This window comes from Myceligenerans pegani (assembly GCF_014892515.1).
Classification (GTDB): domain Bacteria; phylum Actinomycetota; class Actinomycetes; order Actinomycetales; family Cellulomonadaceae; genus Myceligenerans; species Myceligenerans pegani.
Genome location: NZ_JADBGR010000112.1, coordinates 62,166 through 87,224, shown reverse-complemented (window position 1 = coordinate 87,224; position 25,059 = coordinate 62,166). Strand labels below are relative to the sequence as shown.

Genomic DNA, 25,059 nt, shown 5'->3' with positions numbered 1-25,059 from the left:
CAACCGCATCGCCGTTTCGGACCTTCCGCAGGTCGTTGGATTCTTCCCCGCAGAGCGTGCTTGGATCGTCACGCTCAGCCTCATTTCTCAGCGAGCAGTTGAGGATCATGTGAGGAGTGTGAAGCCAGATGAACTCGCCATTTGCCGCGCCACCCAGGAGGCTCAAGCCGGGCCTTACCTCGCTCAAGGACCTCCCCTCATCAGAAGAGGTTCTAAGACCTCGTTTCAGAATGACCGTCCTGGGAGTTTGCGCCAGCAGATGATGGCGCAGGCCAGGTGCATGAGGCCGAGGTGGAGGTCGGCGCGGATCTCGTAGCGGGTTCGGAGGCGTTTGAACTGGTGGAGCCAGGAGAAACCACGTTCCACGACCCAGCGTTTCTTGCCGAGTCCGGAGCCGTGGGCGACACTGCGGCGGGCGACCTTCGGAGTGATGCCCCGCTGGCGGATCTGGCGGCGGTACCTGTCGTAGTCGTAGCCGCGATCGGCGTACAGGACCCGCGGCTTGCGCCGAGGCCTGCCCACTACTCCTCGGATCGCCGGGAGGGTGTCGATCAGGGGCAGCAGCTGGGTCACGTCGTGCCGGTTCCCGCCGGTCAGCGAGACCTGCAACGGTGTGCCGCCGGCGTCCACGATCAGGTGGTGCTTGGACCCAGGCCGTCCCCGGTCGACCGGCGAGGGGCCGACGCGGTCCCCCCTTTGAGCGCCCGCACGTGGGAGCCGTCGATGCTCATCTCCTCCAGGTCCAGCAGGCCTTCCCGGCGCATCTGGGCCAGCACCGCCTCGTGCAGCTTCGGCCACACGCCGGCCTCGGTCCACTCCCGCAACCGCCGCCAGCAGGTCACGCCAGAGACACCCAACGAGTCCTTCGGGACCTGCCGCCAGCCGACCCCGTGCCGCAGCACGAACACGATCCCGGCCAGCACCGCCCGGTCATCAGCCCGCCGCCGACCGTGATGCCGGTACGGACGCTGCTTCGGCGCCGGCAACAACGGAGCCACCTGCTCCCACAGCAGGTCAGGAACCAAATCCTCGATCACGAACCCGCAGCCTGCCCCGAACCAGCAGGTCAGGCATAGCGGACACGCCGACCATTCTGAAACGAGGTCTAAGTCCGCCCGAGCAGGTCCCCGGCTAGCCCGAGATTCTCGACCCACCAGCCTCTCCCCTCGGCCTGTCTGCGCCTGTGCCGAGCAGGTCGGCTCCGCATGCACTGAACGCGATTCTCGAGACCAACCGCGCGGCATATTCGGATCTCGTGGACTCGTACCGCGCCACCGCAGCGGCCCGCGCGATCGACGCGCCCATGCTCCTCGAACCCGTGCTGGCAGCGGCTCACGGGAGGGGCGGTCGGGCGGCCACCGCGCTCGAGCTCGGGTGTGCCGATGGTGTCTTCACCTCGTGGCTGGCGCGCCAGGGTCTCACGGTCACGGCCGTCGAGTACTCGGCGGCGATGCGCTGCGTTACCCGGCATCGTCTTCGCGCCGACGCGGCCCCGCTGGAGCGGGTGAAGATGATCGGGCGCGAGTTCCACAATGGCGGCGAACCTCTACCACCGCTGAGGGGCAAGGTCTTCGACGTCGTCCTCGGCATGGCATTCGTGCATCTCTTCCCCGCCGGAATCGACCTGGAGGTGCTCCGACAGATCGGGAGACACCTCGCCCCCGGCGGGGCGGCCTTTCTGACCACCACGGTCGAGAAGAAGGACTGGCGCGGCTTCGACTTCAAGGAAGGGCCGCGCGGGTCCCGCATCCGCTATCGCAGCCGCTACGCGGAAGCGACGTTCATCGAGCTCGTAAGAGCGGCCGGTCTCGAGATCCTGGACAAGCGATGCCTCGTGGATCCCCAAGTGGAGGGAAAGACCTGGCTGGACGTCATCGTCGGGCACACGGACGGCTCGCCCCCTCCCGACCGGATCTCTCGCTACTGGAGCCCGCGGTAGACGGCGGTGCGTAGCTCCTTCGCGTACGCCTCCAGCGCCGGCATGCCAAGGTCAGCGGCCACGGCGATCTCCGCCTCGACGTCGTAGGGGACGCGGACGAACTGGATCCCGAACGGCGCAGGCTCCTCGTTCCCGAACTCGCCCTCGAGGATCGCATAGCTCGGGACGGGCTCGTCCAGGGGATTCCCTACACTCCCGACGTTGAAGAGCGTGCGATCCGGCCAGGTTTCGACGTAGGTCATATGGATGTCGGCATACCCGACGACCGTCGGAACCGGCCCCTGTCCGGTCATCTCGGTGTTCGCGAACATCCCCTCGAACTCGTCCCGGGTGTGTTTCGCGCGGACCCGGTGATGCGGGCTCGTCGCCGATGCGTGGTACAGGCGAATCCGCCGCCCGCTCATGACCAGGTCGTGGCTGAGCGGCAGCGTGCGGAGCCACTCCAGCTGATCCGCCCGCACCTCGTCCCGCCACCAGCACATCTCCGGGGCGTCGTCCTCGCCGATCGTGTGGAGGAAGTCGTCCCAGTTCCCCCGGATGTTGATGTCGCACTCCTTGTCGCAGCGGTCGACGACGTCCGCGCCCCGCGGCCCTTTGCCCACGAAGTCACCGAGGTTGATGATCCGCTCGATGCCCCGCGAGTCAATGTCGCGGATCACCGCTTCGAGAGCCGTCAGGTTGCCGTGGACGTCCGACATCACGGCGATTCGATCGAGAGGCACGCCCTGGATCGTGTCACAGTTGGCCCTACATGACATCACCTCACGACATCATGCTCCTCGCCGTGACCGAGCGCGGGCGATCGGCGTGCCTCAAGCACGTCATAGCCAACCGCCATTGAGAGCGACCCCAATCTCGAGCGACGCGCTCAGATCCTTCCGGTCGGCACTCACCCAGGCGATTCCCGGAAGCTTGCGAACCTCGGCCATGAGACGCCGACGTTCCCTCTCGACCCGCTCGCGATTGCTCACCGACTGGTCGTAGACATAGGCCACCGCGATGACGGCGAGCGCGGCAGTCGTGCACCACACGATGACGACCGAGACTGCGGGTGGCACGACGTTCGGCACGAAGCTGAGTGCGAGGTTCGCCACGGCGCCGAAAGACACGACCAAGAGGCTGCGCTGGGTCCATCGCATCCGGCCCACCTCCGGCCGGTCCGGCTCCTCGTCTTCTCACGAATGTATGGCAATAGATCGGTAAAGTCGAGGAAATCGGACATCCAACGCGAGCTTCCGTCGAGGAGCAGGCTCCGCGGATCCGCCCTGATCAGCGCGGGGCCGAACCACAGCCCGCGCCCGCTGCGCAGCGTCCGAGAGAAGAACCGCGCCTGACCCGGAAAACACGAAGGGCCCCGCCGGTGTGGAGCCGGTGGAGCCCTTCGCGATCCGCTGTCTCATTTCGGATCCCGCCGGCACGAATGCCGGAAGTCTGCGGCGAGTCTACAGGGTCGTCACGGCGGCCTCAGCCGCCCTGCGCGGCTCGGCCGCCCGCCGTCGTCCGGCCGCGAGCCCCAGCCCGACCGCCGCGGCCCCGACGACGGCGGCCGCGGGGACCGGGACCGCCGCGATGCCCGCGGTCGCCACCAGGGCGGAGAACAGCGCGGCGCCGGCGGCGATCCCGCCGTTGAACAGGACGGGGATCAGCGCCCCGGCGAACGCACGGCGTTCGGGCCCGGCGAGACGGAGGATGAGGGTCTGCGCGAGCGGGGGCAGGGCTCCGGACGCGACGCCCCAGGCCGCCACGACGGCGACCCCGAGGGCGGGGACGGCGTCGATCGCGAGCGCGGCCAGGGTGAGGCCGGTCGCCGCGGTCGCCGCCACGAGGGCGGGTTCGGTGCGCTCCCCGAACCGTCCGGCGAGAGCGACGCCCACGGCGGAGGCGAGGCCGAAGACCAGCAAGAGCGAGCCGGTCCCGCCGGGCAGGATCGCGGCCGCCTGCTCGGTGAGGCGCGTGATGTAGGTGTAGGCGCCGTAGTGGCCCACCAGGACGAGCGCCACGAGTCCGGTCACGGCCAGCAGCGGCGCGACGCCGTGCCGGGCCGCCGGGGAGGCCGGCGCGCCGGGGTCCGCCGTCGTCGGCCGGTGCTGACGGGCCGGGGCGACGACGAGCCGGACGGCGATCGCGGCCGCCGCGGTGAGGGCGGCGAGCCCCCAGAAGGCGGCCCGCCAGCCGGCGGCGTCGGCGACGAGGCGCGCGAGGGGCGTGCCGAGCACCATGCCGAGCGTGGCCCCGCCGAGGACGACGGCGACGGCGCGGGCCAGGTGGCGGTCCGGGACGAGGTCCGCGACGTGCGCGTTCACCGTGGCCCAGAGCAGTCCGACGGCGGCCGCGCCGAGCAGCCGGGCGCCGACGGCGACGGTGTAGGTCGGGGCGAGCGCGGTGAGCGCGGACGAGGCGGCGAGGACGACGGTGCCGCCGGCGACGACCGCCCGTCGGTCGCGGTCGCGCACGAGCCGGACGAGGGGGAAGCTCGCCACGACGACGACGGCCGCCCAGAGCGAGACGAGCATGCCGGTGCTCGACTCGGCCACGCCGAGGCCGGCGCTCATCGGGCCCAGCACGGCGGTGGGGAGCATCTCGGCGGTGACCATGAGCAGCGTGGTGCCGCCGAGGACGAGGAGCGAGGACCAGGGCAGCGCCGGGTCACGTGGCGCCGGGTCACGTGGTGGAGTCTTCATGTCCGAGACCGTAAACTTTGACACTGATGTCAATGTCAAGCCCTGTCGGACAGGTGACCCGCGGATCACGCCGTCCCGGCAGGAGCGCGCGAAGGGGTCGCGATGAGGATCGGTGAACTGGCCGAGCGGACGCACGTCGCGCCGCGGCTGATCCGGTACTACGAGCAGCAGGGGCTGCTCACCGCCGACCGCGCGTCCAACGGGTACCGGACCTACGGCGAGGAGCACGTCGAGCGGGTGACCCGCGTGGCGAGCCTCGTGCGCGCGGGCCTGACGACCAAGCTCGTCAAGGTGCTGCTCGACATGGAGGACGCCGCGGCCGCGCGGGAGCCGTCGTGCCCCCGGCAGGTCGCCGAGTTGCTCGCCGCGCAGCTCTCCGGCATCGAGGACAACATCGCGTGCCTCACGCGCAGCCGCGACACCATCCGCGAGTTCCTCACCCGCACGGAGCACGCGGCGCTGCTGAGCGAGGCGGCCGCCCGCTGAACCGGCGAGAAATCCCTTCCCGCCCGGCGGTCACGCGGCGGAGGATCCTCTCTGTGCACCTCTTCTCCCCTGCCACGCGCGACGACGCGATCGCGCTCATCCAGTCCCACTCCCCCACGTTCCCCGTCGCCGGGCAGCGTGAGTTGTTCGGGGACTTCTCGCTGAACCGCCTGTTCGACCGCGGCGTGCGCCGGCCCGATCTCGTGTGGTCCGTCCCGGGCCCCGACGCCGTGGACGACGCCGGGACGCGCGGGCTCGTCGCGGCACGCCACCTGTCCGACGACGAAGGACTGGTCGACCTGTTCGCCCTGCCCGGCGACCCGGCCGTCGTCGACACCCTGCTGGGCGCGGCCACCGACTGGGCCCGCTCGCACGGCGGCGAGGTCGAGGCGTCGTTCAGCGCGCCGGTCGCGCCCGACCCGCTCGTGGTTCCCGCGGTGCGGGAGCTCGTCGAGGCGTTCGCACGCCACGGCTGGCGTGTGCTCGTCACGCGCCGGCACTACCACGTCACGCCGCGGGACGACATGGGTGCGGGGATCGCGCACCTCGACCTCGAGCCCGCCGGGGACCGCGCCCGGGTCGAGGCGTTCGTCCGGCGGATGATGCCCGGCTCGCTGGACGTGCGGGACCAGGCCAATGTCGCGGCCAAGGGCCTGGATCGGGCGGCCGCCGACGAGACCGACGACCTGCTGGGCGCCGATCCGATCGAGTGCTTCGGGATCGCCGTCCAGGACGGCCAGGACGCCGGGCTCGTGATCCGCCGCGCCATGCCGAACGGGAACGGCTTCGTCTGCCAGGTCGGCGTCGCGGAGGGCTTCCGCGGACAGGGCCTGGCGCGGCGACTCGTCGCCACGGCCACGGCAGACCTGGTGGCCGCCGGCGCCACGACCCTCATCGCCGACACCGACGACGCGAACGTCCCCATGATCCGCGCCTTCGCCGCCGCGGGCTGGGAACCCACGGAGTCCCGCATCGACCTGACCCTTGCGTAGCAAGCACGGGCCCGCCCGCGACACATCCCGGGCAGACGACGCCGCCTTTCGAGTGGCCCCGACCGGGAGGTTCCCGATGCGACGAACCGTTCTCCTGCGCACCGTGCCGGCGCTGGGCGCGGCGGCCCTGCTCCTCGTCGGCTGTGCCCAGGCGGGCTCCGTCGGCGTGTCCGCGACCAGCGAGGCCGCCGGAGTCCCGTCCGCCGGGGGCGACGAGCCCGAGTACCTGTGCCAGGGCACGATCGTCCCCGGCGCGGTGCTGTCCGACGGCGCCACCGCCGACCAGCTCGGCGACAAGGCCGCCGCCGCCCTCGACACCCCCGACGCCCGCGACGTCGACCCCCGGGAATGGCGCATCCTCACGGAGACGAGCACCGAGGTCTACCTGGTCCGTGAGCTGCCCGCACCCCGCGAGCACGACGACGGCGAGGTGCGGACCCACGAGGTCATCGGGTTCGAGTGGATGGACGAGACCGAGTGGGGCGGCGAGGGCTGGCAGCTGATGCGTGCCGGCGACTGCGCGCTGCGGTACGACATGGGCGGGCTCGGCGACGCGATCGTCGCCCTCGACCCGGGCGCCCCGCCGGACCCTGCCGCCATGACGATCGACCTGCTCGTGACCGAGGTCGCGTGCGCGAGCGGCGAGCCGGCCGACGGCCGGATCGAGGTCGACCACCTGGCCGAGCTGGAGGACCGGATCGAGATCGTCATCGGCGTACGGCCGCAGTCGGGCGGACAGAACTGCCCGTCCAACCCGCCGACGCCGTTCACCCTCGAGCTGGACGCGCCCCTCGGCGACCGGACGATCGTGGACCTCGCCGTCCACCCCGCGCGAGAAGTGACCGTCAGGTCGGCCGAGAGCCGGGGTTGAGGTTCCCGACCGTCCTCGCGCCGCCGACCTCATGCATCTCGGGTGTCGATCAGCGGAGCCGAGGGGCCGACGTCGGTCGCTGGTCCCGGCACGTCAGCGGCGGACGCCCAGGTCCCGTAGCTCCAGGTCCGCCAGCCGGCGGATCGCGGCCTCGTCGCCGTCGCGCCAGGCCGCGACCGGGTCGCCGGTGATCGCGGCCAGCTTGCGGACCGGCTGGTTCGCCAGGGCCCGGAGGGCGAACAGCTCCGACAGCGCGGCGGCCCGCGCACCGTCCCCGGCCGAGAGCTGCCGGACGGCCCGGCGCGCCGCGCTCGCCCGCCGCACGAACCGCACGCGCAGCGGCACGTGGACGACGGCGACCAGCAGCACCGGGACGAGCGCCACCGCCAGCCCGACCGCGAGCGCCAGCTGCCCGACGGTCTCCACCAGGGACGCGCCCGCTGCGGCGAGACCGTCGGCCTGGCTCGCCATGCCGCCGAACGGCCCGGTGAGGTCGTCGCCCACGAGGGGGACGCCGGCGATGCGGTCCTCGACGTCGCGGAGCTGTCCGGCGATGTCGCCGGCCGCGTTCATCGTGGCCCGGCCGGGTGCCGCGAGCTCGAGCACGGCGTCGTGTGCGCGGAGCCCGGCCCAGGTCCACGCTCCCGTCCACGCGAGGAAGAGGAGGTCGCCGAGGAGCTGTCGGGCGCGGCGTGCGGGCGCGGCGGCGTAGAGCGTCATGGCGACATCGTTCCAGAATGTCCGGAATCGACGAACCCGGGGCGCTCGCGGTCGCGGCGCCCGCCGGGCCGGTCCACACTCCAGGTGCGTCCCCTGCGCTGCCCCGGATCCGCTCAACCCGGGGCAGCGGCCAGATGTTCAGCCGTGCTTCGACCTGTCGCAACGTTGCCCCGCCACGGTGGTGCCACCCCCGGATCCTGGAGGACCCATGCGCCTGCCCCGCGCCACCGCGGCCGCCGCGTTCGCACTCGCCACCGCTCTCATCCCGACGTCGCTCGCCGCCGCACCTGCGTCCGCGAGCACCGACGCGGCCGGCCCGCCGGCCCCCGTCGCGCCGCCGTGGGCCCCACCCGCCGTCGCGCCGTCGGCACCCGCTAGGCACTCGGACGCGAGCCACCGCACCGACCGCGTCGCCGATCTCCCGCTGGACGACGACGGCGCCGCCCTCGTCACGCAGCGGGACGAGGTGCTGGTCGCGCCCGGGCTGGAGCTCACCCGGTTCACGCGGCTCTCGGCAGACGGCTGGTTGAGCGGCGAGATCCTGGTCGCTCGGCTGGGCGAGGGCGTCGAGGCGGGCTACGTCGGGCCGGAGCGCGCACCGGGGCTGCCGGTGGTCGCGGGCAACGCCACGGTCACGGAGATGGCCGCCGCGCGGGATGCGGTCGCGGCGGTCAACGGCGACTACTTCGACATCAACAACTCGGGTGCCGCCCTCGGCGCCGCCGTCGACGGCGGCACGCTCCTGAAGTCCGCGAACCCCGGGCGGGAGCGCGCGGCCGCGTTCGGGCCCGACGGTGCCGGGCGGCTCGCCGAGCTCTTCCTCGACGGCTCCCTGACCTGGACGACGGCGGGCGGCGGTGGCGGGAGCATGCCGCTCGCGGGCGTGAACGTCACCGCGCTGCCCTCGGGCGGGGTCGCCGTGTACGACGCGACCTGGGGCTCGTTCTCCCGTGCCCGGGCGATCGGCGCCGGCGAGACGGGCGTCGAGGTGCGGCTCGACCCGTCCGGCGTGGTGACCGCCGTCGGGCGGCCGGGTGAGGGGCAGCTCGGTGACGGCGAGCGCGCGGTCGTCGCCCGGCCGGGCGGGTCGGCCGGCGCCCTCGCGGCTCTCGCACCGGGCGACCGGGTCGATGTCGCCTACGCCCTGCGGGACGCCGCCGGCGACGGGCCCGGTGGCGCGGCCGGTGAGGTGGAGGTGGCCGTCGGCGGCGGCGCCGAGGACTGGCTGCTGGAGGACGGCGAGGTCACGAGCGCCACGGGAAGCCACGTGGAGCTGCGGCATCCGCGCACCGCCGTCGGGTTCGGCCCGGACGGACGGACCGCGTACTTCGTCGTGGTCGACGGGCGGCAGGCCGGCAGCATCGGGATGGACCTGTACGAGCTCGGCGAGCTGTTCGCGCAGCTCGGCGCCGAGGACGCGATCAACCTCGACGGCGGAGGCTCCAGCCAGATGGTCGCGCGGATCCCCGGCGACGTGGGCACGAGCATCCTGAACGACCCGTCGGACGGGTACGAGCGGCGCGACGCCAACGGCCTGGGCCTGTTCGTCCCCGCGGGCAGCGGCCGCGTGACCGCCTACGACGTGCGCACCACGGTCCCCGCCGACGACGCCGGCCGCGTCTTCCCCGGTCTGCACCGGACGCTGGTCGCCAAGGGCTACGACGAGGTGATGTACCCGGTCGGCGTGGCGCCCACCTCGTGGCGCGACGACTCCCGGGCGGTGCGCGTGTCGGGCCGGCGCGACGGCACGGCCGTGGTGACCGGATCACGTCCCGGGACGGCCCGGGTCACGGCGCGCCACCTGTCGGGCCGGGGCGCGGCGGCGGGCAGCACACGGGTGGAGGTGCTCGGCCCGCTGGTGCGGACCGCCGTCGGCACGCCGCTGATCACGCTCGCCGACGACGCCGCGACCGCGCCCCTCGTGCTCACCGGCTACGACGCCGACGGGTTCGCCGCGCCGATCGAGGCGCGGGACGTCACCGTGACCGGCGGACGGGGCGACGACGGCGAGCCGGTGGCCGAACTGGTGCCGGCCGGCGACGGGTCGTTCACCGTGACCGCGCTGCGCGGCTCGGGGGCGACGTCGTTCACCCTGGCCGTCACGACCCGCCACGGCACGGTGACCTCGCGGGTGGCGGTCGCCGTCGGCCTCGAGGACGTCACGGTCGCCGACCTGGCCGACGCGGCCTCCTGGACGTCGGCGCACGCCCGCGCCCCGGGCGGCGTCGTCGAACCCGCCGCGGGGCACGACGGCGCCGCCGGGCTGCGGATCGCGTACGACTTCACAGGGTCGACGGCGACCCGCGGCCAGTACGCCGTGGCGCCCGGCGGCGGCCCCGAGATCCCCGGGCAGCCGCGCGCCGTGACGATGTGGGTGCACGGCGACGGCAACGGCGCCTGGCTGCGCCTGCAGGTCCGGCAGGGCGACGGGGTCGTGACGAACCTCGACGGCCCGCTCGTGGACTGGACGGGTTGGCGGCTCGCCGAGTTCGCGGTGCCGGACGGCGTCGAGTTCCCGCTGACGATGCAGCGCTTGCGGGTGCTCGAGACGCGCGCCGCGGCGCAGTACACGGGCGAGATCGTGGTCTCGGACGTGCGCGCGCAGGTGCCGCCGGACGTGGACGTGCCCGCGGCGGCCCGGGTCGAGGACCCGGTCGTCGCCGACGCCGGCGACACGGACGACGCGCCCCTGCGCGTGGCCGTCATGTCGGACGCGCAGTTCGTGGCCCGCGACCCCGACTCACCCGCAGTCGACGGCGCCCGGCAGGCCCTGCGCGAGATCGTGGCCGCCGACCCGGACCTGCTGGTCATCAACGGCGACCTGGTGGACGAGGCCGCGCCCGAGGACTTCGACCTGGCCCGCCGGATCCTCACCGAGGAGCTCGGCGCGCCCGGGACCGAGCCCTTCCCCTGGTACTACCTGCCGGGCAACCACGAGATCATGGGCGGCGCCGCGGACAACTTCCGCGCCGAGTTCGGCGACACGACGCGCGTCGTCGACGTCCCGGCCCGCGGCGACGCTGCGCGGCGAGGCGACGGCGGCCCCCGGGGCGACGGCGGCGTCACCCGGATGATCCACCTCGACTCGTCCACCGGGCGGCTCGGCAGCGACTTCGCGCAGCTGCGGATGCTGCGCGACGCCCTGGACGACGCCGCCACCGACTCCCGGGTGACCGGCGTGCTCGTCTTCGCCCACCACCCGCTCGACGACCCGCTGCCCACGAAGGCCAGCCAGCTCTCGGACCGTCTCGAGGCCGACACGCTGCGCACCTGGTTCGAGGACTTCGAGGCCCGCTCCGGCAAGCCCGTGGCGAGCGTGAACGCGCACGCCGGCGTCTTCCACGCCGACACGCGGGACGGCGTCCCGTACCTGATCAACGGCAACTCGGGCAAGTCGCCGGCGAGCACACCCGCCGACGGCGGCTTCACGGGCTGGTCCCTGCTCGGCATCGACCCGCGGGCCGGAACGCGGGCCGGCGACGAGTGGCTGGACTGGGAGGTCAGCACCCGCGCGGACGAGGTCCGGATCGCCGGCCCGGAGTTCCTGGAGCGCGGCCGGACCGCGGACGTGGCGGCCGTCGTCGTGCAGGACGGCGGCCGGGAGGTGCCGGTGGACTGGCCCGTCTCGGCGTCGTGGGGCGGGGAACGGGTCTGCGTCGCGGACCTGGACCGTCACGGTCATCGGCACGCCCGGGCCGGACGCACCTGCGATCGCCGCGACGTCGTCGCGGTCGACCCGGACGCAGGCACCGTGCTGGCGCTCCGCCGCGGCGTGGCCGAACTGGAGGTCACGGTCAACGAGACGACGGGCGCACTCCGGATCAGGACCCGCTGACGGCCCCGGGCGGGTGCGGGAGCCGCGCACCCGCCCGGACCGTGACCGGGGAGCCGTCCGCGACGAACGCCGAGACCGGGTCCGCCGTCAGCGCCTCGGTGAAGTGCGGGCCGTAGACCTGGGCGACGTCGCAGTCGAGTCGGGCGTCCGTGGCCCGCCACACGTTCCAGCGCGGGTGCTCGACCCGGTACTCGACGCAGCCGCCGTCGCGCTGAGCGGCGTAGCCCCAGTAGTGCTCGGTGACGAACTCCTCCTGGGAGCCGGCGGCGGGCAGGCGGGCCTCGCCGGTGGTCGTGGCGTGCAGGCGGTGCCAGGAGCCGCCGTCGTACCAGGCGTAGCCGACCAGACCGGCCGGGGTGACGCCGTCGTCGGCCAGGTCGATGCGGTGCCGCATCGGGCGGGAGACGTACCGCTCGCCGTAGGCGAGCCGGGCGACGGCGGCCAGCGCGGGGCGCGGCACGATCTCCTTGACGAACACGACACCGCGGCGCGGCCCGTCGGCCGTGTCGCGCCGGACGTAGAACCGCAGGTTGATCTCGTCGAAGTCGCGATGGAACGGCACGGGCACGCCGAGCAGCCGGGTGTCGAGGAACTCGAACCCGACCATGCTCACGAGCGTCATGCCGCCCCAGGTGTCGAGCACGACGCCGCGCGGCACGAGCGGGTGCAGCACGGCCGGGTCGATCTCGTAGTTCAGCATCACGAGCCGCCGCCACGCGGCGGTGAGGAACGGGCGGGGGCGCGTGCCGTCACGCGTGTCGAGGCCGGTCACCCCGCGAACGTAGCAGAACGGCCCTCCGCCCTGGCCGGACGGGCTGCCGCGGCGGCATCACCCGCCGAAGCCCTGCGATCGCCTGGTCAGGCCATCGCTCCGACGCCGGTCCCGGCGACGGACGCGACGACGGCCCCCTCGCCGACACCCTCGGTGGACACCCGGTACCCGCCACCACCGCCGCCTCCGCCGGCGTCGGGGCAGCCGGCGAGGACGAGCGGCAGGGCGAGCACGAGCGCCGTACGCGCGATCAGTGCGGTGGTACGCATCGGACCGTTCCTCTCTGTCGATGGACCGCGGTCTCCTCCCAGCCTGCCCCCGACGCGAGCCAGACGCAGGTCCGGATCGACACCGGCGTGCCCGGCGGTCACGGCGTCGCGAGGTCCTCGTTGAGCCGTGCCGCCTGCTTGAGCAGGTGTGTCCGTTCCGCGCCGCTGACCGCGGCCTCGGCCGCTGCGGCGTAGCGACGCGCCGCCTCCGCGCGCTCGCCCGCGAGTTCGCGCAGGTAGGCGGCCGCGGCGTCGTACCGCGGCAGCCCGGCGTCGAGCGCCTCGAGGGCCCGCAGCCCGGCGTACGCCCCGTCGACGTGCCCGACGGCGATCGCCCGGTTCAGCTCCGCGACCCGGTTGCCGGGCGCGAGCACCAGCAGTTCGTCGTACCACTCCAGGATCTGCGGCCAGTCCGTCTCGGCGGCTGTGGCGGCGTCGTCGTGCAGGGCGGCGATCGCGGCCTGCGCCTGGTACTCCCCCAGGAGGTCCCGGGAGAGGGCGCGCTGCAGGATCCCGACGCCCTCCGCGATCATCGCGGTGTCCCACAGCGACCGGTCCTGCCGGTCGAGGGGCACGAGTTCCCCGCCCGCGTCGAACCGTGCGGCCCGCCGCGCGTGGTGCAGCAGCATCAGCGCGAGCAGCCCGGCGGCCTCGGGATCGTCGGGCACGACGGCGGCCAGCTGGCGGGCGAGCCGGATCGCCTCGGCGGCCAGGTCGACGCCGGGACCGGTCATGAACCCCTCGTTGAACATCAGGTACAGCACGCGGAGCACGGCGGTCACGTCGCCCGGCGCCTCGAACCGCTCGCCGGACACGGTCCGCTTCGCGCGCGAGATCCGTTGCGCCATCGTCGCCTCGGGCACCAGGAACGCGCGCGCGATCTGCGCCGTCGTCAGCCCGCCCACCGCCCGCAGGGTGAGCGCGATCGCCGACGCCGGCGTCAGGGCGGGGTGGCAGCAGCGGCTGAGGATCAGGAGGGTGTCGTCGGCCTGCTCGGCCGGGCCCGACGGCGGCTCCAGGCTGACCTTCACCTCGCGCAGCGCCCGGGCCGACGCCGCGCGCCGCGCGTCCAGGAACTTGCGCCAGGCGACGGTGACCAGCCAGGCCTTCAGGTCGTCGGGGCGGTCGCCGTCGTCGTCCACGACCCCGCTCCCCCAGCGGCGGACCGCCTCGACGAGGGCGTCCTGGACGGCGTCCTCGGCCGCCGCGAAGTCGGCTCCGCGGCGGACGAGGACGCCCAGGACCTGCCCGGCGAGCTCCCGGATCACTCGACCACCGACGGTTCGGTGAGGAAGGGGCGCACCTCGATCCACTCGTACAGGGGCTTGCCGCCCTTGCCGGGCGCCGACGAGAGATAGGCGGCCGCCTCGTGCGCCCGCTCCTCGGAGTCGACGTCGACCACCATCCAGCCCGCGATGAGGTCCTTCGTCTCGGCGAAGGGACCGTCGGTGACGGGCGGGCGCCCCTCGCCGCCGTACCGGACGAAGGTACCCTCCGGGGAGAGCGCCTGCCCGTCGACGTATTCGCCGCGCTCGCGCAGGTCGTCGGCGACCTTTCGCATGAACGCGATGTGCGCCGAGATCTCCTCCGGCGTCCACTCCTCCATCGGGGCCGTGCCGTAGTCCTGGCCCTCGGGCCCGCCGCGGTAGTGCTTCAGCAACAGGTACTTCATGGGTCCATCCTCCCGTCTCGGGCGACGCGTGTCGCCGCCGGCACCCCTGGGACGGAGCCGGCGGCGAGTTCTCGACATCCACGCCGGGACTCGATCACCCGGCGCGCTCGCCGTCGCCCGACGCCGCCGCGTCGGCCTGCGCGCGCTCCCGGCCCCGGTCCATCAGTCGCCGGCGCGCCAGCAGCTCCGCGAACTGCGCCTCGAAGGCGGCCTCGCGCTCGTCGCGCAGCCCCTTGATCAGGCTGAACATCATCAGGAACACCAGCACGAAGATCGGTAGCCCGATCACGGTGATCACCTGCTGCAGCGCCCCGAGGCCGTCCTGGCCGGTGACCCCGCCGAGAATGATGAGCGACGCCGCGAGCGCGCCCTCGCTCACGCCCCAGAACACGCGCTGGCGCACGGGTCCGGCGTCGGAGTCGCCGACGCAGAGCATGTCGACCACGAGCGACGCGGAGTCGGAGGACGTCGCGAAGAACAACGCGACGACGATCACGGCGATGCCCTGGATCAGGGTCGCGGCCGGGAAGTTCTCGAAGAAGGTGAACATGGCCAGGGCGACGTCGTCCGCCACGGCCTCGGACAGCGCGCCACCGCTCCCCCCGATGCCGTCGATCCGCATCGCCGACCAGCCGAAGATCGCGAACCAGACGAGCGTGAACAGCGACGGGGCGATCAGGACGCCGCCGACGAACTGGCGCAGGGTCCGGCCGCGGGAGATACGTGCGAGGAAGACTCCCATGAACGGCGCCCAGGTGACGGTCCACGCCCAGTAGAAGACGGTCCAGCCGCCCTGCCAGCCCCAGCCGCCGTCCTTGGTGAACTGGGCCATCGCGTCGTTCCAGAACGCCAGGCCGACGATGTCCTGCAGGTAGAGCCCGAAGCTCTCGAAGATCTGGCGCAGCAGGAACAGGGTGTCCTCGAAGAAGATCAGCACGAAGATCATCAGGCCCACGGCCAGGAGGATGTTGACGTTCGACAGCCGCTTCACGCCCTTGTCGAGCCCGGCGACGATCGACGTCACCGCCGTGATGGTCAGCACCGTGATGATCCCGACCTGCAGCCAGGTGTTGTTCGGGACGCCCGGCAGGAGCGCGTTGATGCCGGCGCCCACCTGCGACGTGCCGAGCCCCAGCGAGACCGCGAGCCCGAACAGCGTGCCGAGGACCGCGAAGACGTCGATCGTCTTCCCGATGGGCCCGTGGATCCGGTCCTTGAGGAACGGGTAGAACACGGAGCTCACGCGCAGTGGCAGCTTGTACCGGTAGACGAAGAACCCGAAGGCCAGGCCGGGCAGCGTGAAGATCGCCCAGGTGTGCAGGCTCAGGTGGTACAGGGAGATCGACATCGCGTCGCGTGCCGCCTCGACCGAGTAGGGCTCGACGCCGGCGAAGGGCGGTGTGGCGAAGTGCGACATCGGTTCGGCCACGCCCCAGAACATCAGGACGGTGCCGATACCGCCCGCGAACAGCATCGCGAACCAGGACAGGTTGGAGTACTCGGGACGGGAGTCGTCCCCGCCGAGGCGCAGGTGTCCGAAGCGGCTGAGCGCCACGTAGCCGAGGAACCCGAGCCATACGGTGACGCCCAGGATGAAGAACCATCCGAGGTCGGTGACGATCCAGTCGCGTAACGCCCCGAAGGTCGTGCTGATCTGGTTCGGGAAGGCGAGCAGCAGGAGCAGGAACACCACCATGAGCCCTGACGAGGCGAAGAAGATGGTCGGATTGGTCCGTAACCCCAGCCGCGTCGCGAGGGCGTCGAGTTTCCGCTCGATCATGAGTGACCTTTCGTCGCTGATCGCGCCGCGCGAGCGCCGGCGCTCTGGCAGCGCACCAGCCTGGCAGCGTCCGGGAAGTTTGTCGCGCATTTACCAGATCTCCGCGAGTCGCGCGGCGACACGCGAGAAACTCCGCGACACAGCGGAGACCCCTCCGGGAAACTGTCGTCTTTCCATCGTTTCGTGTCGCGGTGTCCGGTTCCCCGTGCCACGATCGGGACATGCGCGCAGGGGAGGCTCTGGAAGGCGCGTCCGGCACGAGCGAACACGGCGGCGTGACGGTTTCCTGGGAGGTCGGCATCGACATCGGAGGAACCGGTTCACGGTTGCGCGGCGCACCGGTGGGACCGGACGCCGGCTCGATCGAGCCCATCGAACTCACCGGCGATCCGGTCCGTGTCGTGTCCCGCCGGTCCGACGCGCCCGACGTCGTCGGCGACCTGTGCCGGCGGTTCGCCGAGAAGGCGGGGCCGGCGACGACGGCTGCCGCCGCCGTCGGCATGCGAGGCCTGCGGTCGATGACGCTCTCCCGCACCCTCAGCCCCTTCGACGTGCACGACGCCATCACGGGGGCGCTCGGCACGCGCCGCACCGCGGTGGCGAGCGACACGATCACCGCCCACCTCGGCGCCCTGCAGGGGCGCAGCGGCGCGACGCTCAACGTCGGCTCGGGCGCGGTCGCGATCGGCGACGACGACCTGGGCCGCCTCCACATCGCCGACGGACTCGGTCCGCTGATCGGCGACAACGGCGGCGGGTCGTGGATCGGCGAGGAGGGGCTGCGGGCGGCGGCCCGCGCCAGCTACCACGACACGCGCGGCTCCAGGCGGCTGCTCGAGGAGGCGACCGAGATCCTCGGGCCGCCCGAGACCTGGGAGTCCAAGCTGCGCGACGCCCCCGACCGGGTGCGGGTGCTGGCGGAGTTCGCGCCCGTGGTCGTCCGGGCCGCGGCCGCCGGCGACATCGTCTGCCAGGGGATCCTGGCGGGCTCCGCCGAGCTCCTCACCGACTGCCTCGCGGCCGTGCTCGGGCGGCCCGGAGTACGCCAGGTCGCCGCGACGACCGGCAGCCTCATGGCGCTGGGCTCACCCCTGCGGGCGGCGGTGCACGGGCTCATGCCGGTCAAGCGGGTCGGCGTCGAACTCGTGGACGCCGCCGGGACACCGCTCGACGGGGCGCTGCTGCTCGCGCGGCGGCTCGTCGAGGACCCGGAGTTCCCGTCCTACCGGCCGCTGCTGACGGTGCGGACGGCGGAATAGGTGTGCGCAGGCGTCCGCCTCGGTGGCCCGACGCCGTCCTCTCACCCCGGGCGGGCCGGCCGGTCAGCGCTTCGGCTTGTCCGTGACCCACAGGTGGATGGTGCCCTCGGCGACCACGGCGCCGTCCTCGCGACGGGCGGTGACGGCGACGGGAACGTCCGGGTCGTCCTCCAGCCAGCGCGCCGGGTCCGACTCGGCCGTGCACGTGATGTCCGACGTCGACCTCGCCGTGTACGCGACCTCCATGCCCTTGGGCAGCCACCGCTTCGAGTCCGGCACGGTGGCCTCGGCCAGCACGCCCATCGCGGCCTCGAGTCCGTTGCACACCGCGATCGCGTGCACGGTGCCGATGTGGTTCAGCACGGCGCGCCGCTTCGGGATCACGAGCTCACCGAAGCCCGGCCGCACCTCGGTGAACCGCGGCCGGATCGTGCGGAAGTACGGCGCCTTGAACCCGAAGCCGACCCCGAAGATCCGCTTGCCGAAGGGCTTGCCGGCCAGCTTCTGCCACATCGCGTACACCTGTGTCACGGGGCGTGACTCTACCCTGAACTGTGGGTGGCATCAGTAGGGGTGCCGCGTTCTCGGGCCCGCGCTCCGGGCGACCCGCACCTCCACGCCGGCCCCGGCAGCCGCGCCGCCGTCGCACCGCCGCCGCAGCGGCGGCCCCACGCCTGGACACGGCGGCGGGACCGTGCCAGCCTGCCCGCATGGAATCGCGTGCGACGTCGAAGCAGCGCCGGCTCTGGGACCGCACCGCGCCCGACTACGACCGCGGCATCGCCTGGTTCGAGCGCAACCTCCTGCGGGACGGCCGCGAGTGGCTCGGCGCCCGCACCCGCGGGAGCGTGCTCATGGTCGCCGTCGGCACCGGACGCGACCTGCCGTTCCTGCACGACGACGTGACCGCCGTGGCGGGCATCGACCTCAGCCCGCCCATGCTGGACCAGGCACGTGCACGCGCCACCGAACTCGCTCGGAGCGCCGACCTGCGCGAGGGCGACGCGGAGCATCTATCCTTCGCGGACGCGTCCTTCGACACCGTGACCTGCGTGCTCTCGCTGTGCACCATCCCCCGGCCGGAGGCGGCCCTGGCCGAGGCGAGGCGGGTCCTGAGGCCCGGCGGGCGGCTGCTGCTCCTGGACCACATCGGCAGCACCTGGCCGCCCGTCCGCCTGGGCCAGTGGCTCGTGGAGGCGATCACCGTCCCGAGCGCGGGCGAGCACTTCACCCGCCGCCAGCTCGGCCGGGTGCGGGGCCTCGGCTTCGAGATCGTGGAGTCGGACCGCTACGGACTCGGGATGATCGAACGCGTCCACGCGGTCAAGCCGGCGTAGGGCGACGCTCCGGCGCCGCGAGCCGCCCGCCGTCCCGCGCGGGCCCGTCACACCCCGACCGTCTCCAGGACGCCCTCTCCGTACTTGGCGAGCTTGCTCTCGCCGACGCCGCTGATCCCGCCGAGCTCGTCCAGGCTCGCCGGCCGGGCGGTGGCGACGGCCCGCAGGGTCGCGTCGTGGAACACGACGTACGCGGGGACGCCCTGCTCCTTCGCGACGCCCGCCCGCCAGGCGCGGAGACGCTCGAACAGCTCTGTGTCCTCCGCGGACAGTTCGACGTCCGGCGCCGCCTTCTTCCTCGCCTTCGCGGCCGCCCGGGCCCGCGTCCGCTCCGGGTCGCGCCGCAGCCGCACCTCACGGCGCCGGCCCAGCACGTCCGCGCTGGCGTCCGTGAGCAGCAGCGTGCCGTGGTCGCCCTCCACCGTCAGCAATCCCTGCGCCAGGAGCTGCCGCACCACCGTGCGCCACTCCCCCTCGCTCAGGTCCTCGCCGACCCCGAACACGGTGAGGTCGTCGTGCCCCCACTGCTTCACCTTGGGCGTCGCCTTCCCGCGCAGGATGTCGACCACGTGCCCGACGCCGAACCGCTGGTTGCGCTCGCGGTCCAGCCGGTACACGGCCGAGAGGAACTTCTGCGCGGCGATCGTCCCGTCCCACGACTCGGGCGGTGCGAGACAGGTGTCGCAGTTGCCGCAGGGCCCGGCCGCCTGCCCGAAGTAGTTGAGGAGCTGGGCGCGGCGGCACTCGACGGTCTCGCACAGCGCGAGCATCGCGTCGAGGTGGGTGCCGAGGCGCCGCCGGTGCGCGGCGTCGCCGTCCGAGCCGGCGATCATCTTGCGTTGCTGCACGACGTCGGCCAGCCCGTACGCCAGCCACGCCGTCGACGGCAGTCCGTCGCGGCCGGCGCGGCCGGTCTCCTGGTAGTAGCCCTCGACCGACTTAGGCAGGTCGAGGTGGGCGACGAAGCGGACGTCGGGCTTGTCGATGCCCATGCCGAACGCGATGGTGGCGACGACCACGAGACCGTCCTCGCGGAGGAACGCCGCCTGGTTCCGCGCCCGGACCTCCGCGGGCAGGCCGGCGTGGTACGGGAGGGCCCGGATGCCCTGGGCGGTGAGGAACTCGGCGGTTTCCTCGACGGACGCGCGCGACAGGCAGTAGACGATCCCGGCGTCGCCCGCGTGCTCGGTGCGCAGGAACTCGAGGAGCTGCTGCTTCGCGCCGTCCTTCGGCACGATGCGGTACTGGATGTTGGGGCGGTCGAAGCTCGCGACGAAGTGCCTGGCGCCGGTGAGGTCCAGGCGGGTGGCGATCTCCTCGCGCGTGGCCTGGGTGGCCGTGGCGGTGAGGGCGATGCGCGGCACGTCGGGCCAGCGCTCGTGCAGGTGCGAGAGCTCGAGGTAGTCGGGGCGGAAGTCGTGGCCCCACTGCGAGACGCAGTGCGCCTCGTCGATCGCGAACAGCGCGATCTCGCCCCGGTCCAGGAGCCGTACGGTCGAGTCGAGGCGGAGCCGCTCCGGCGCGAGGTACAGCAGGTCGAGCTCGCCGTCCGTGAACGCCTGCTCGACGGCGCGCCGCGACCCGGCGTCCTGCGTGGAGTTGAGGAACCCGGCCCGCACCCCGAGCGCGTCGAGCGCGTCCACCTGGTCCTGCATCAGTGCGATCAGCGGTGAGACGACCACGCCGGTCCCCGGGCGCACCAGCGACGGGATCTGGTAGCACAGCGACTTCCCGCCGCCCGTGGGCATCAGGACGAGCGCGTCCCCGCCCGCGACCACCGTGTCGACGATCTCTCTCTGCCCGGAGCGGAACCGCTCGTACCCGAACACCCGGCGCAGGGTGTCCAGGGCGGGATCGACGGCGGTGTCGGGCGAGGTAGCGGCGTCGGCGAGAGTCACGGCCGCCAGTCTAGGGACGGAGGCCGACACGGGTCACGGCCGCCGCGCGATCTGTGGACGACCGCCCCGACGCGATCCTCTCGCCCCGGCGACGATCGTGACGGCGCGCCCGCGACCTCACCCCAGCGAGAACAGCGGCCCCGTGAGCGTCAGGCCCGGGTCCTGGACGAACACCCAGAAGAACGCGAGCGCCGCCCCGGCCAGCGCCATGTCCTTGTTGAACTGCGTCATCTCGTTCTGCTTCGCCATCGCGTCGGTCTCGCGCCAGAACGCGTGCATGAGGAACGCCGTCGGGACGAGGAAGGCCGCCAGCAGCAGCGCGCCCAGGTCTCCCCACACGCCGAGCAGGACGGACAGCCCGCCGAGGATCAGCTGCACCCCGGTGACGCGGGTCGCGAGCCCGGCCATCGGCACGCCGCGGGAGGCGGCGAAGCCGGCCATGGCGTCGGTCTGGGTCAGGTGGGCGAAGCCACTGCCCAGGAAGAGGAACACGAAGAGCACCCGCGCGATCAGCAGTACGACGTCCATGAGCCGCCTCCTCGTCGAGGACACACAGTTCGTTCACGCTTTGTTCGTACTTTATGCCGCAACTACCCCTCGCGTCGAGGCGCGACTCACCGCCGGACGCGTCAGAGCCGCTTCTCGAGGACCTCGAACCTGAGGTCGTCGCGCTTGGGGACACCGAAACGCTCGTCGCCGTACGGGAAGGGCTTGATCCGGCCGGTGCGCACGTACCCGCGGCGCACGTACCAGGCGACGAGGTCGGCGCGGGCGTCGATCACGGTCATCCGCAGGAGCGCCTGGCCCCACTCGTCGCGGACCACCCGCTCGGCCTCGGCGAGCAGCGCCCGCCCGACGCCCCGGCCCTGCCGGTCGGGCCGCACCGCGAACATCCCGAAGTACCCGGCGCCGTCCTCGACCGCCACGTGCGCGCACGCCAGCGGGCCGCCGTCGTCCACGACCAGCACCCTGCTGTGCGGGCGCGTGATGTCGGCCCGCAGGACGGCGGGGTCGACGCGCTCGCCGTCGAGCAGGTCCGCCTCGGTGGTCCAGCCCGCGCGGCTGGCCTCGCCGCGGTAGGCGGACGTCACGAGCCGGACGAGGGGGTCGACGTCGGCCAGCGTGGCGGTCCGGACGGAGAGCACGGGGGTGTTCGCGGAGGGCGTCTCGGTCACGGGCACAGGGTAACGGAGCGGGCTCCGCCGTCAGCGGCGGCGCTTCTCCCGGACCCGGACCGAGATGCTGATCGGGGTGCCCTCGAAGCCGAACGTCTCGCGCAGGCGGCGCTCGATGAACCGGCGGTACTGCGCCTCCACGAAGCCGGTGGCGAAGATGACGAATCGCGGCGGCCGGGTCGAGGCCTGCGTGGCGAACAGGATGCGCGGCTGCTTCCCGCCCCGCAGCGGGTGCGGGTGCGCGGCGACCAGCTCGCCGAGGAACGCGTTCAGGCGGCCGGTCGGGATGCGCGTGTCCCAGCTCGCCAGCGCCGTCTCCAGCGCCGGGACCAGCTTCTCCGTGTGCCAGCCCGTCGCCGCGGACACGTTGACACGCGGCGCCCACGCCACCTGCCCGAGGTCCTTCTCGATCTCCCGCTCCAGGTAGGGCCGGCGGTCCTCGTTCATGAGGTCCCACTTGTTGTAGGCCAACACGAGCGCCCGCCCGGAGTCCACCACCTGCGACAGGATGCGCTGGTCCTGCTCGGTCAGCGGCTCGGACGCGTCCAGCAGCACGACGGCGACCTCCGCCTTGTCGATCGCCGCGGCCGTGCGCAGCGACGCGTAGAAGTCCGCGCCCTTGGCCAGGTGCTGCCGCCGCCGGATGCCGGCCGTGTCCACGAACCAGTACGGCACACCCTTGATCTCGACCAGTTCGTCGACCGGGTCGCGCGTGGTGCCGGCGACGTCGTGCACCACCACGCGGTCCTCGCGGGCGATCTTGTTCAGCAGCGACGACTTGCCGACGTTGGGCCGGCCCACGAGCGCCACCCGCCGCGGGCCGACGGGCCGCGCCTCGCCGTGCTCGGACACCTCGGGCAGCGCCTTCATCGCGGCGTCGAGCAGGTCGCCCGTGCCGCGCCCGTGCAGGCCGGACACGGGGTAGGGCTCGCCCAGCCCGAGCGACCACAGGTACGCGGCGTCGGCCTCCCCCGCCGCACCGTCCACCTTGTTGGCGCACAGCACCACGGGCTTGCCGGACCGGCGCAGCATCTCGACGACGCGCTCGTCCGTCGCCGTCGCGCCCACCTGCGCGTCCACCACGAACAGGACGGCGTCCGCGAGCGCCACCGCCACCTCGGCCTGCGACGCCACCTTCTCCTCGATGCCGGCGACGTCGACCTCCCAGCCGCCGGTGTCCACGAGCGTGAACCTGCGCCCGGCCCATTCGGCCGGGTAGGAGACCCGGTCCCGCGTCACGCCGGGCTGGTCCTCCACGACGGCCTCGCGGCGCCCCAGGATCCGGTTCACCAGCGTCGACTTGCCGACGTTCGGGCGCCCGACCACCGCCAGCACGGGCAGGATCTCCTCGGGCTCGGGCTCCTCGTCGGCCCACTCGGCGTCAAGCAGGGCGGCGTCGTCCTCGTCGAGCTCGAACTCCTCGAGCCCGGCCCGCAGGGCGCGCTCGCGCGCGACGTCGTCCTCGGTCTCCGTGATCCGGGCAGCTCCGGGGACGACGCCGGAGGTGGCGTCATCGGGCTCGCCGGCCTCGTGCGATGGCTCGGCCGGGCGCAGGTCGTCGGTCATCCGCTCATCCTCTCAGGGGTACGGTCAGGCCGACGACGCGGACGCCGTGGTCATACCTGTGACGTTCGCGACCACCGCCAGTACCGCCTCCACCGTCTGCTCGAGGTCGAGGTCCGAGGAGTCCACGGTCACGACGCCGTCGGCGGCGACCTCGAACTGCGACACCGTCGCGTCGTCCCGGTCCCGCCGCAGCACCTGGTCCCTCGTCGCCTCGACGGCGGACGCGTCGGCCGCCCCGTGCACGTCCAGGGCGCGGCGCCGCAGCCGCGCCTCCTCGCTCGCGGTCAGCAGGATCCGCACGTCGGCGTCGGGCGCCACGACGGTCGTGATGTCCCGGCCCTCCGCGAGGATCCCGCGCCCGCCGGAGAACCCGCCGGTGCGCTCGGCGTCGATCGCCTCCCGCTGGCGCCGCTTCAGCTCGGCGCGCACGGCGAGGTTGGTCGCCACCTTCGAGACCGCCGCGGAGACCGCCGTCGTCCGGATCTCCTCGGCGACGTCGTCGCCGTCCAGCGTCACGCCCGGCCGGCGCGGGTCCACGCCCATCTCCAGCGGCATGGCGACGACGTCCGCGGCCACGGCCGTGTGGTCGGAGAGGTCGGTGCCGCGCCGGGTGCACCACACGGTCGCGGCGCGGTACATGGCGCCCGTGTCGAGGTACGCCAGGCCGAGCCGGGCCGCGACAGCCTTCGACACGCTCGACTTGCCCGAGCCGGACGGGCCGTCGACGGCGATGACGACCGGGGTGACGACCGAGGTCGGGGTGCTCACAGGGGTGGTCTCCTTCTGCTCCGTCCGGTCCTGATGCGTCCGGTCCTGATGCGACGGGTGCTGATGCGACGGGTGCGTCGTCACAGGTCCACGTCCGACATCAGCTGCCCGAGCTCGACCCGCCCCAGGACGCGGGTGCGGCCCGGCTTCAGGTCCCCGAGCCGGATCGGGCCGACGCGCGTGCGGACCAGCCGCGTCACCGGGCGTTCCACGGCGTCGAACATACGCCGCACGATCCGGTTGCGGCCCTCGTGCAGCACCACCTCGAGCAGGGTGGCGTCCGTGACCTCCTGGAGCACCTTGACGGAGTCCAGGCGCGCCGGGCCGTCGTCGAGTTCGACGCCGCGCGTCAGGTCCTTGACGATCCGCGGGTAGATCGGGCCGCCCTCGACCGTCACCACGTACGTCTTCGGGATCTGGTACTTCGGGTGGGACAGCCGGTTCGCCAGCTCGCCGTCGTTGGTGAGCAGCAGCAGCCCTTCGCTGTCCGCGTCCAGGCGGCCGACGTGGAACAGGCGCTCCTCGCGGTCCTTGATCAGCTCGGCGACGGTCGGGCGGCCCTGCGGGTCGTGCATGGTGGACACCACACCGTGCGGCTTGTGCAGCGCGAGCGTGATCTTGTCCTGGTCGAGCTGCACGCGCAGCCCGTCCACGTGGATCACCGCCGTGGCGGGGTCGACCCGCACGCCGAGCTCGGTCACGAGCACCCCGTCGACCTCCACGTGGCCGCGCTCGATCAGTTCCTCGCAGGCGCGCCGCGAGCCGAAGCCCGCCTGGGCGAGCACCTTCTGCAGCCGGACGCCGTCGGCGACGTGCACGTCCCGCGGTGGCTCGGCCGAGGGGACACGACGGCGGGCGGGCTGCCGGCGTCCCTGGCCACGGCCCTGACCGGCGCGGTTGGCTGCGGCGCGGTTCTCGGTGTTGCGGCGGCTCCCGCCGCGGCTGTGCTGGTTCATCGTTCCGTTCCGGTTGTTCTGTGGTGGCGCCGGCTCCGATCGGTCGTACCGATCGCTCGCTCACGCACGGACCGATCGTCCGG

General features: G+C 73.1%; 24 protein-coding genes. 7 read left to right on the top strand and 17 right to left on the bottom strand.

Going from position 1 to position 25,059, the window contains the following annotated elements; all coding sequences use genetic code 11:
• Positions 1-225: 225 nt before the first annotated feature.
• A protein-coding gene (locus IIE03_RS25025) for an IS5 family transposase (protein WP_192865510.1) occupies positions 226-1,037 on the bottom strand; the annotation gives its coding sequence in 2 pieces (ribosomal slippage) (positions 226-698 and positions 698-1,037; 813 coding nt in all).
• A gap of 218 nt (positions 1,038-1,255) precedes the next feature.
• Between IIE03_RS25025 and IIE03_RS25020 the strand changes: the two genes are divergently transcribed.
• The gene (locus IIE03_RS25020; protein ID WP_192865509.1) at positions 1,256-1,939 is read left to right on the top strand and encodes a class I SAM-dependent methyltransferase; all 684 of its coding nucleotides are present in this window, start codon (positions 1,256-1,258) and stop codon (positions 1,937-1,939) included.
• On the opposite strand, the gene IIE03_RS25015 is transcribed toward IIE03_RS25020, so the two are convergent.
• The 3 genes from IIE03_RS25015 to IIE03_RS25005 all read right to left on the bottom strand — a co-directional run bounded on the left by IIE03_RS25015 (position 1,921) and on the right by IIE03_RS25005 (position 4,620).
• Positions 1,921-2,661 (bottom strand): metallophosphoesterase family protein, encoded by a 741-nt coding sequence (locus tag IIE03_RS25015; RefSeq protein ID WP_318843167.1) that lies wholly within the window; start codon positions 2,659-2,661, stop codon positions 1,921-1,923. The genes IIE03_RS25020 and IIE03_RS25015 overlap by 19 nt on opposite strands.
• Positions 2,662-2,760: 99 nt before the next feature.
• Positions 2,761-3,078, bottom strand: coding sequence for a hypothetical protein (locus tag IIE03_RS25010; RefSeq protein WP_192865507.1), 318 nt, complete (start codon positions 3,076-3,078; stop codon positions 2,761-2,763).
• A 303-nt stretch (positions 3,079-3,381) separates the two neighbouring features.
• Positions 3,382-4,620: an MFS transporter gene (locus IIE03_RS25005; RefSeq protein ID WP_192865506.1), complete on the bottom strand. Its 1,239-nt coding sequence runs from the start codon at positions 4,618-4,620 to the stop codon at positions 3,382-3,384.
• A 102-nt stretch (positions 4,621-4,722) separates the two neighbouring features.
• On the opposite strand from IIE03_RS25005, the gene IIE03_RS25000 reads away from it, so the two are divergent.
• The 3 genes from IIE03_RS25000 (at position 4,723) to IIE03_RS24990 (ending at position 6,969) form a co-directional block, all read left to right on the top strand.
• Positions 4,723-5,106 (top strand): MerR family transcriptional regulator, encoded by a 384-nt coding sequence (locus tag IIE03_RS25000; protein WP_192865505.1) that lies wholly within the window; start codon positions 4,723-4,725, stop codon positions 5,104-5,106.
• A 53-nt stretch (positions 5,107-5,159) separates the two neighbouring features.
• Complete coding sequence (locus tag IIE03_RS26960) at positions 5,160-6,098, top strand: GNAT family N-acetyltransferase (RefSeq protein WP_192865504.1); 939 nt, start codon at positions 5,160-5,162, stop codon at positions 6,096-6,098.
• Between the two features lie 76 nt (positions 6,099-6,174).
• Positions 6,175-6,969, top strand: coding sequence for a hypothetical protein (locus tag IIE03_RS24990; RefSeq protein ID WP_192865503.1), 795 nt, complete (start codon positions 6,175-6,177; stop codon positions 6,967-6,969).
• A gap of 93 nt (positions 6,970-7,062) precedes the next feature.
• Here the strand turns inward: IIE03_RS24990 and IIE03_RS24985 are convergent, their stop codons facing one another.
• Positions 7,063-7,689 (bottom strand): hypothetical protein, encoded by a 627-nt coding sequence (locus tag IIE03_RS24985; RefSeq protein ID WP_192865502.1) that lies wholly within the window; start codon positions 7,687-7,689, stop codon positions 7,063-7,065.
• A 208-nt stretch (positions 7,690-7,897) separates the two neighbouring features.
• On the opposite strand from IIE03_RS24985, the gene IIE03_RS24980 reads away from it, so the two are divergent.
• The gene (locus IIE03_RS24980) at positions 7,898-11,524 is read left to right on the top strand and encodes a phosphodiester glycosidase family protein (protein WP_225998300.1); all 3,627 of its coding nucleotides are present in this window, start codon (positions 7,898-7,900) and stop codon (positions 11,522-11,524) included.
• On the opposite strand, the gene IIE03_RS24975 is transcribed toward IIE03_RS24980, so the two are convergent.
• From IIE03_RS24975 to IIE03_RS24955, 5 genes are all read right to left on the bottom strand, one after another.
• A complete protein-coding gene (locus tag IIE03_RS24975; protein ID WP_318843166.1) occupies positions 11,511-12,296 on the bottom strand; it encodes a YqjF family protein in 786 nt (261 codons plus the stop codon). The two genes, IIE03_RS24980 and IIE03_RS24975, sit on opposite strands and share 14 nt — an antisense overlap.
• Positions 12,297-12,382: 86 nt before the next feature.
• A complete protein-coding gene (locus IIE03_RS24970; protein WP_192865501.1) occupies positions 12,383-12,565 on the bottom strand; it encodes a hypothetical protein in 183 nt (60 codons plus the stop codon).
• Between the two features lie 98 nt (positions 12,566-12,663).
• The gene (locus tag IIE03_RS24965) at positions 12,664-13,833 is read right to left on the bottom strand and encodes an RNA polymerase sigma factor (protein ID WP_318843165.1); all 1,170 of its coding nucleotides are present in this window, start codon (positions 13,831-13,833) and stop codon (positions 12,664-12,666) included.
• Positions 13,830-14,237: a YciI family protein gene (locus tag IIE03_RS24960; RefSeq protein ID WP_225998299.1), complete on the bottom strand. Its 408-nt coding sequence runs from the start codon at positions 14,235-14,237 to the stop codon at positions 13,830-13,832. The genes IIE03_RS24965 and IIE03_RS24960 overlap by 4 nt, the downstream gene beginning before the upstream one ends.
• A gap of 94 nt (positions 14,238-14,331) precedes the next feature.
• The gene (locus IIE03_RS24955) at positions 14,332-16,017 is read right to left on the bottom strand and encodes a BCCT family transporter (RefSeq protein WP_192865498.1); all 1,686 of its coding nucleotides are present in this window, start codon (positions 16,015-16,017) and stop codon (positions 14,332-14,334) included.
• Positions 16,018-16,238: 221 nt separating this feature from the next.
• On the opposite strand from IIE03_RS24955, the gene IIE03_RS24950 reads away from it, so the two are divergent.
• Positions 16,239-17,276 carry a BadF/BadG/BcrA/BcrD ATPase family protein gene (locus IIE03_RS24950; protein ID WP_192865497.1) on the top strand — a complete coding sequence of 346 codons (1,038 nt, stop codon included), beginning with the start codon at positions 16,239-16,241 and terminating at the stop codon, positions 17,274-17,276.
• 63 nt (positions 17,277-17,339) lie between these two features.
• Here the strand turns inward: IIE03_RS24950 and IIE03_RS24945 are convergent, their stop codons facing one another.
• Complete coding sequence (locus IIE03_RS24945) at positions 17,340-17,807, bottom strand: hotdog fold domain-containing protein (protein WP_318843164.1); 468 nt, start codon at positions 17,805-17,807, stop codon at positions 17,340-17,342.
• A 179-nt stretch (positions 17,808-17,986) separates the two neighbouring features.
• Between IIE03_RS24945 and IIE03_RS24940 the strand changes: the two genes are divergently transcribed.
• The gene (locus IIE03_RS24940; RefSeq protein ID WP_192865496.1) at positions 17,987-18,613 is read left to right on the top strand and encodes a class I SAM-dependent methyltransferase; all 627 of its coding nucleotides are present in this window, start codon (positions 17,987-17,989) and stop codon (positions 18,611-18,613) included.
• Positions 18,614-18,660: 47 nt separating this feature from the next.
• Here IIE03_RS24940 and recQ read toward each other — a convergent pair whose 3' ends face one another.
• The 6 genes from recQ to IIE03_RS24910 form a co-directional block, all read right to left on the bottom strand.
• Entirely contained in the window at positions 18,661-20,511 is a 1,851-nt protein-coding gene (gene recQ / locus IIE03_RS24935; protein ID WP_192865495.1) for a DNA helicase RecQ, read from the bottom strand.
• 117 nt (positions 20,512-20,628) lie between these two features.
• Positions 20,629-21,039, bottom strand: a complete 411-nt coding sequence (locus IIE03_RS24930; protein WP_192865494.1) for a DoxX family protein — start codon at positions 21,037-21,039, stop codon at positions 20,629-20,631.
• 101 nt (positions 21,040-21,140) lie between these two features.
• Entirely contained in the window at positions 21,141-21,686 is a 546-nt protein-coding gene (locus IIE03_RS24925) for a GNAT family N-acetyltransferase (RefSeq protein ID WP_318843163.1), read from the bottom strand.
• A gap of 30 nt (positions 21,687-21,716) precedes the next feature.
• The gene (gene der / locus IIE03_RS24920; protein WP_192865493.1) at positions 21,717-23,252 is read right to left on the bottom strand and encodes a ribosome biogenesis GTPase Der; all 1,536 of its coding nucleotides are present in this window, start codon (positions 23,250-23,252) and stop codon (positions 21,717-21,719) included.
• Between the two features lie 24 nt (positions 23,253-23,276).
• A complete protein-coding gene (gene cmk / locus IIE03_RS24915; RefSeq protein ID WP_192865492.1) occupies positions 23,277-24,020 on the bottom strand; it encodes a (d)CMP kinase in 744 nt (247 codons plus the stop codon).
• An 80-nt stretch (positions 24,021-24,100) separates the two neighbouring features.
• A complete protein-coding gene (locus IIE03_RS24910; protein WP_192865491.1) occupies positions 24,101-24,976 on the bottom strand; it encodes a pseudouridine synthase in 876 nt (291 codons plus the stop codon).
• Between the last annotated feature and the right edge of the window lie 83 nt (positions 24,977-25,059).